The 5,793-nt window shown below is 53.4% G+C and carries 5 protein-coding genes; 2 read left to right on the top strand and 3 right to left on the bottom strand.

The window, feature by feature from the left end:
* Nucleotides 1-191 precede the first annotated feature (191 nt).
* A complete protein-coding gene (locus tag ACEW8J_RS04040) occupies nucleotides 192-440 on the top strand; it encodes a DUF1697 domain-containing protein (protein ID WP_373490351.1) in 249 nt (82 codons plus the stop codon).
* Nucleotides 441-901: 461 nt separating this feature from the next.
* Here the strand turns inward: ACEW8J_RS04040 and ACEW8J_RS04035 are convergent, their stop codons facing one another.
* From ACEW8J_RS04035 to ACEW8J_RS04025, 3 genes are all read right to left on the bottom strand, one after another.
* Nucleotides 902-1,855, bottom strand: coding sequence for a PilZ domain-containing protein (locus ACEW8J_RS04035; protein WP_373490352.1), 954 nt, complete (start codon nucleotides 1,853-1,855; stop codon nucleotides 902-904).
* A 2-nt stretch (nucleotides 1,856-1,857) separates the two neighbouring features.
* Nucleotides 1,858-2,454, bottom strand: a complete 597-nt coding sequence (locus tag ACEW8J_RS04030; RefSeq protein WP_373490350.1) for a hypothetical protein — start codon at nucleotides 2,452-2,454, stop codon at nucleotides 1,858-1,860.
* Nucleotides 2,455-3,476: 1,022 nt separating this feature from the next.
* A complete protein-coding gene (locus tag ACEW8J_RS04025) occupies nucleotides 3,477-4,898 on the bottom strand; it encodes a Mur ligase family protein (protein WP_373490349.1) in 1,422 nt (473 codons plus the stop codon).
* Nucleotides 4,899-4,932: 34 nt separating this feature from the next.
* On the opposite strand from ACEW8J_RS04025, the gene ACEW8J_RS04020 reads away from it, so the two are divergent.
* Nucleotides 4,933-5,790 (top strand): LD-carboxypeptidase, encoded by an 858-nt coding sequence (locus tag ACEW8J_RS04020; protein WP_373490348.1) that lies wholly within the window; start codon nucleotides 4,933-4,935, stop codon nucleotides 5,788-5,790.
* Nucleotides 5,791-5,793: the final 3 nt, after the last annotated feature.

The raw sequence follows: 5,793 nt of genomic DNA, 5'->3' as shown, positions 1-5,793 counted from the left end.
CCCAATCGATTTTTGTCGGCAACATTTGAATTCGAATGAAGTGTCGGGCGCAACAATGATTCACGCAATCATGTAGTTTTGATTCAATGTTGCCAATAATTCGTGAATTTCCCTTCGACCACGAGTTTTTCAACAGAATAGGGTGGTTTGCAGCCGTTCCGCTTTTGGATTTATTCCTATAGAAAGTGGGCATGACAACGTTTGTCGCTCTTCTCCGCGCAGCAAATGTGGGCGGTACCGGGACGCTGCCAATGGCGCAGCTTAGAGAACTTTGCGCGCGTGCCCAATTTACCAACATCCGAACTTACATCGCTAGTGGTAATGCAATTTTCGCAAGCGATCTTGATGAAAATGAAGTTCGTGCGGCACTCGAAGAGCAACTTGAAAACCATGCGGGCAAGCCCACTCTTCGTCGCTCATCAAACCTCGGATCAAAATAGCCTCCTGCAAAAGCTACCTTGAATCAGAAACTACGCGCTTTGGGAATCCCCTTTGTCAACAGAACCTAGGAGCATGCATTGTTCAAACTATCAAATCTAGACGGAATCCGGATTTGAGCTCAGGATTGCCGGCATTCGCGTAAAGTTTCGATTCCTCGGCCTCCGACTGGACGAGGCACGGTTTGAACCGCTCAATCGGGCGACAAAACTGTCCTGCGGTCGCGGATGCTCTTGCTTATCGTGCAGGATCGCTTGGTTTGCGAGTCAGCAAGTGGCATTGTCATTTGAAAATATCGACCGCCAATATCAGGGCTTGCCGAGAGGACAGTCGAACAGGCCGCCAACGAACCCGGCTAAAAGGCTGTGCTGATCGAGGCAAGCTTCGCACCGGCTATTACCTCTGGAATCCGCTCATCTAGCAGACACAAATCTTCCTCTGCCCTTGTCTGCCCTCAAATTGCTCAATTCACTTGGGATCGGGCTGCCGAGCGTTCTTCGTCAAAGGCGCGCAGGACGATAGCACCGATAGAGATCTCGACATTGTCTGCATTCCTAATGCTAACCCGGTAGAAAAATTTCGACGTCGCCTTGAACTGGGTGAGGGCTCCGGTCGCGGAATATACCGTGTCGATCAATATTTCCTTGCCGAGATCATCATGTCCAATGACTTGAAAGGGTAGTGATTCCGTCGCCGGATCAACCAGGCCAGCAGTATTGCCATCCTGGTTGAGATGCGCAAGTTCACCAGAATCGATCCGGGCCGCTCGATAGAAGGTGGACAACCAGACCATCAGATCATCGAGCGGCAGGCGCTGCGCGAATACGATCCCGACCCTGTCACCAGATTGCCAGCGCACCGTGCCATTTATGTCCAACAATTCCGGCACTGAAAGCCTCAATTTTTTTCCGATCTCGAAGGTAAAATCTGTTCTGACACAAATGCCTGCGGGCGAAATATCGCAAATATCCGCAGGGATGAGGCGGGAGCCTTGATAGAGGTTGATCGGGTGCTGCATCTCGACCCGTGGCAGGCGCGGGACGCGACCATGGCTTGCCTCCGAGGGCTTGGCAAGCACCTTGGAAATATCAATCGGTGCCGAAAATTCGATCCCGGCCAATGCGTTTTTGCGCCAACGGACTGTCCCTTTCAACACCTGATCTTCACTCAAAAAAGCAGTGATAGTCTCACCCAGCTCGAATTTGGGATGCACCTCAACCATCATCCCGGCCGCCGAGAGATTTTTGATGAACCCCCATCCTTCGCCGGACTCTGCTTTGATCTTGGCAAGGCGCAGCATCGCAATATGGCGGTTTTGCTTTCTGCGATCTCCCTCTTCCAGAACAATCTCTGGATCTTCCAGAACAATGTCCGGTCCCGGACCGCGTGATATACCAGATTCGATCATATTCTTCATTTTCACTTGACCTTCATTCGGTAGCTTATGGAAAATCGTTCATATTTCCCGACAGTAGAGAGCAGAGCGCCGTGCGGCCGGAATTTTTTATGTGTAATCCTGGCGTCGAACCCGTCGCTATCGGCGGTGGGAACATGGCTGAAGCTTTTACCGCCATCATTGGAGAATTCGATGGAATCCTCCAGACTGGAAAGGCCGGCAAATTTGAATGCAAGACCGCTGTCATGGTCTTTGAATGCGGCAGGGCCCTCACCAGTCTTTGCGAGGTCGCACACAAAAAGTGACAGATGTTCAGGAACCTGATCGGTGATCGCAAAAAATGCTGTCGGCGATCTGTGGTCGGTGGGACCGGATACAGACAAGGAAAAATCGGCTATGCTTTCTGCGACGTCCGCCCGCGCGCCACCTTCCCCGTGCGGACTACCGACAATATTGCCCGAAAGGGCGATTGCGATATTTTTACTCGGGTCTGCTTCGGCAAATGCCGGCAACGGAATGGCCGCAAGCAGCGCCGCAGTGATCAACGACAGGACGCCCGGCCGCGGCATTGCCTGCTGGTCTTGTCGGTCATCGCGAACCGCAAGTGACTTATGGTTCATATTGGAAACCTGCATGATCTGATCCTGTTATCCCCCAGCTATTGCAATTCGATCAGGCGTAATTCGCAAGATGCGCCGCCAGATGGAATGGCATCGGATCCCAGAAGCGCTTTACAACTGCGATATGTGGTGCGGTGAGACAGTGTCAGCGCCGGATTCGGTGCCGTGGTTCCCGGCTGGTCCGTCGAATTCATCATATAGGGTCTGATTATTTTTGCGCTTGCAACCGCGGTAGAGCGACCATTGGCCAACTGTGCCGAGGGATCAGTCGCAAATGCTTCCGAAGCCAGCGCTGGCAGCAAGATGATAATCATGACCGACATCATGGCTAAAGACAAAAGCGTGGGACAGCGGCTGGATATCAGAAAATCGGCTTTCCCATTCCCCAATATGATGTCGACTGACTGCATGAAGCATCCCACCACTAATTTGCAAGAGGGAGACTCTCGGGCATTTGTCCGGTGATGGAGCGGACAGAATGTCTATCCACTCCACCGGGAACAGTCGGTACGATATCGACCAGAATATCGCACCAGTGCCGGGACAACTGTGGCGCTTAATTGGGTTACCACAGGCAAATGCCGAATTGTCCCACTTGCCCATCATTTATGGCGCAACTTGAAGACAAATGGCAGTTAGATACGGCTAAAGTTACAGTATGTTACGGTTGCCCCGCATTAAGGCATTGAATTTTCATGGCTTTTCTCCATGCCTGAAACGGAAGAAGTGGAACGGTTAACGCTTTCTACATACTCGTTAACAAAACCCGTTCAATAAATCCCGATCTGACAAGGTATTCTTGACGCTCTGCCGATGATTTCACCAGTTTACGACCGCGGAAATCAGAATAGATCAACTATACACTATTGGGTGTCTTTTGAAAAGCCCAGCGCTGCCAGCGCTCGACCATGTTCAACCTCTTGCTCGGTCGCACAAAATCCGACGACGCATTTAGCGGCAGATCGCTTCAAAAACGGAACGGATCAAGATTATGAAACCGCCCAAATATCGCTACGCGAACATCATCCTGCCACCAGTGACCTTGATTGTTCTTGGGTGACTCCGGTCAGGATGGACTGGGCGAAACTGTGCAAGCTATCGTCGCGGGCACCCATGATGACGATCCGGTCACCCGGCTGCGCAAGTTCCACTATCCGCTCGCCGCATTCCTGCCGTGCCGCAATATGTTCAGCCTGGCCACCACCAGCTATGATCCGATCGACGATGAAGTCGCTGCCATAAGTCCGGTCGACCGTTCCACCAAAATAGACCGGATCACATAGAATGACGCGATCATCGTCGCAAAGATTGTCCAGGAAAACAGCCGCAAGTTCAGATCCCATTTTCTTTATCGGACCATAGCCGTGGGGCTGGAAAAAGGCGATCACCCGGCCGGGGAAAGCCTTGAGCGTGCTTAGTGTAGCCGCTATTTTTTCCGGATTATGGCCAAAATCATCGATCAGCGTAATATCGTTCATGATTCCCACGATATCAAAACGGCGCGCCAGACCGCGAAACGACCCGATCGCCGAAATCGCGGTTTCGACCGGCACCCCGATTACACAGCTCGCCGCTATGGCGGCCAGGGCATTGGCTACATTATGTCTGCCTGGTACTTGCAACGATACCGGAGTGTTTGTTCCACCGGTTCGCAACAAGAACTGGCTAGCCAGCGATTTTTCCTCGACTTGCACGGCCTGGTAATCCGCACCATCGGAAAACCCGAAACTGCTGGCTTTTTTCAACGGACGGGAGGCGACCAGCGCCCTGGATTCGTCGTCATCATGATTCCAGATCGCATGCCGCGATTTCTCGACAAAATCTCCGAACAATATTCTGAGTTCTTCCAGGCTCTTATGATCCAGGCTGACATTGTTGAGCACCGCGATTTCCGGATGAAACAGAGCGATCGAGCCATCGCTTTCATCAACTTCGCTGACCATCAGCGCGCCAGTTCCGACCCGGGAACTTGCAAAGGGCGCGTCCGCTTCAACGAAATTCTTCATCACCGCCCCGTTCATGATCGTCGGATCGCGGCCGGCTACGGTCAATATCCAGCCGATCATTCCGGTGACAGTCGATTTGCCACTGGTTCCGCCCACCGCGATGCTGGATGGCACAGCGTTGAAATGCTCTGCGAGCAATTCGGCACGGGTCAGACGCTGACAACCCAGCGCGACGGCGCGAGCAACATCCGGCACTGTCTCTTCAATGGCGGCGGAGGCAATCAATATCTGGCTGCTCTCGACCAGACCGCTGCCATCTTGCTGGAACAGCTTGATGCCCCGGTCCTGCAACCACCGGAACTTGTCCGCCAGTCGGCCCTGGTCCAGCGCCCGGTCCGAACCAGAAACCTGCGCCCCAGCTGCTTTGACAATCATTGCCAGAGGCAACATTCCGGACCCACCGATGCCGCAAAAATAATAGGATTTGTCTTCACTCATTTTTTCGCGCTATTGCTTCTCTCTCTATTTGGCAATGGCGCAAGGAACAAATTCCATCTCCTTACCAGTTCGCATCGGTATCTGCGCGCCGTCGACTCCCCTTCCCCGCGAGGCAGCCGATCGCGTCCTGGCGCTCGCAGCCCTGACCCATCCGCAGGCCGAACTGATCTTTGACCCGCAATGCTTTCTTGAGGAGGGCCATTTCGCGGGCAGCGACAGGCAGCGAACCGACAGTTTTGTTGCGCTGGCCAATGACCCGAGCCTTGATGCAATCTGGTTTGCCCGCGGTGGTTACGGGGCTGCACGGATAGCGGAAGCAGCTGTCGAGCAACTGGATGGCAGCGCCAAAAGCAAAATCTATTTGGGCTATAGCGATGCCGGCAATCTGCTCGGTGCCCTCTACCGCGCCGGCTTTGATAGGGTCGCCCATGGTCCAATGGCCTCCGACATTGGCAGGACAAGTGGCGACCGTGCGGTTCGCAGAGCCCTCGACTGGATCGTGCACGAAAAGTCAGATGCGCTGGAGCCGGGACTTGAGAGAGGCAGGAAATATGCCGCCTTCAATGTGATGACGCTGACAATGATGACCGGCACCAGGTTGATCCCGGATCTACGGGATCACATTCTGATTATCGAGGAGATATCCGAATATCTATACGGCCTCGACCGCGCCATGTTCCATCTGTGCAGCAATCTGGCAGAACATGGACTCAACGGGATCAGATTGGGAAACGTCAGCGATATCCCCGAGAACGACCGGCCATTCGGCGAAGATCCCGAGGCGATCACCAGGCGATGGTGCCAGAGCAATGATATCGCCTATCTGGGACGATCGGAAATAGGCCATGATGTCGAGAATAGAATCGTTCCCTTCGGGCTGCTGAAGCCCTGAGAT

It is taken from the genome of Parasphingorhabdus sp. (assembly GCF_041748495.1).
Classification (GTDB): Bacteria; Pseudomonadota; Alphaproteobacteria; order Sphingomonadales; family Sphingomonadaceae; genus Parasphingorhabdus.
The sequence above is the reverse complement of the archived record's forward strand: the minus strand, read 5'-3'. Positions and strand labels throughout refer to the sequence as shown.

Excerpts from the sequence above, each read along its gene's own strand:
- ACEW8J_RS04025 (WP_373490349.1), bottom strand. The coding sequence starts at position 4,898 with ATGAGTGAAGACAAATCCTATTATTTTTGCGGCATCGGTGGGTCCGGA.
- ACEW8J_RS04035 (WP_373490352.1), bottom strand. The coding sequence starts at position 1,855 with ATGAAGAATATGATCGAATCTGGTATATCACGCGGTCCGGGACCGGAC.
- ACEW8J_RS04040 (WP_373490351.1), top strand. The coding sequence starts at position 192 with ATGACAACGTTTGTCGCTCTTCTCCGCGCAGCAAATGTGGGCGGTACC.
- ACEW8J_RS04020 (WP_373490348.1), top strand. The coding sequence starts at position 4,933 with ATGGCGCAAGGAACAAATTCCATCTCCTTACCAGTTCGCATCGGTATC.
- ACEW8J_RS04030 (WP_373490350.1), bottom strand. The coding sequence starts at position 2,454 with ATGAACCATAAGTCACTTGCGGTTCGCGATGACCGACAAGACCAGCAG.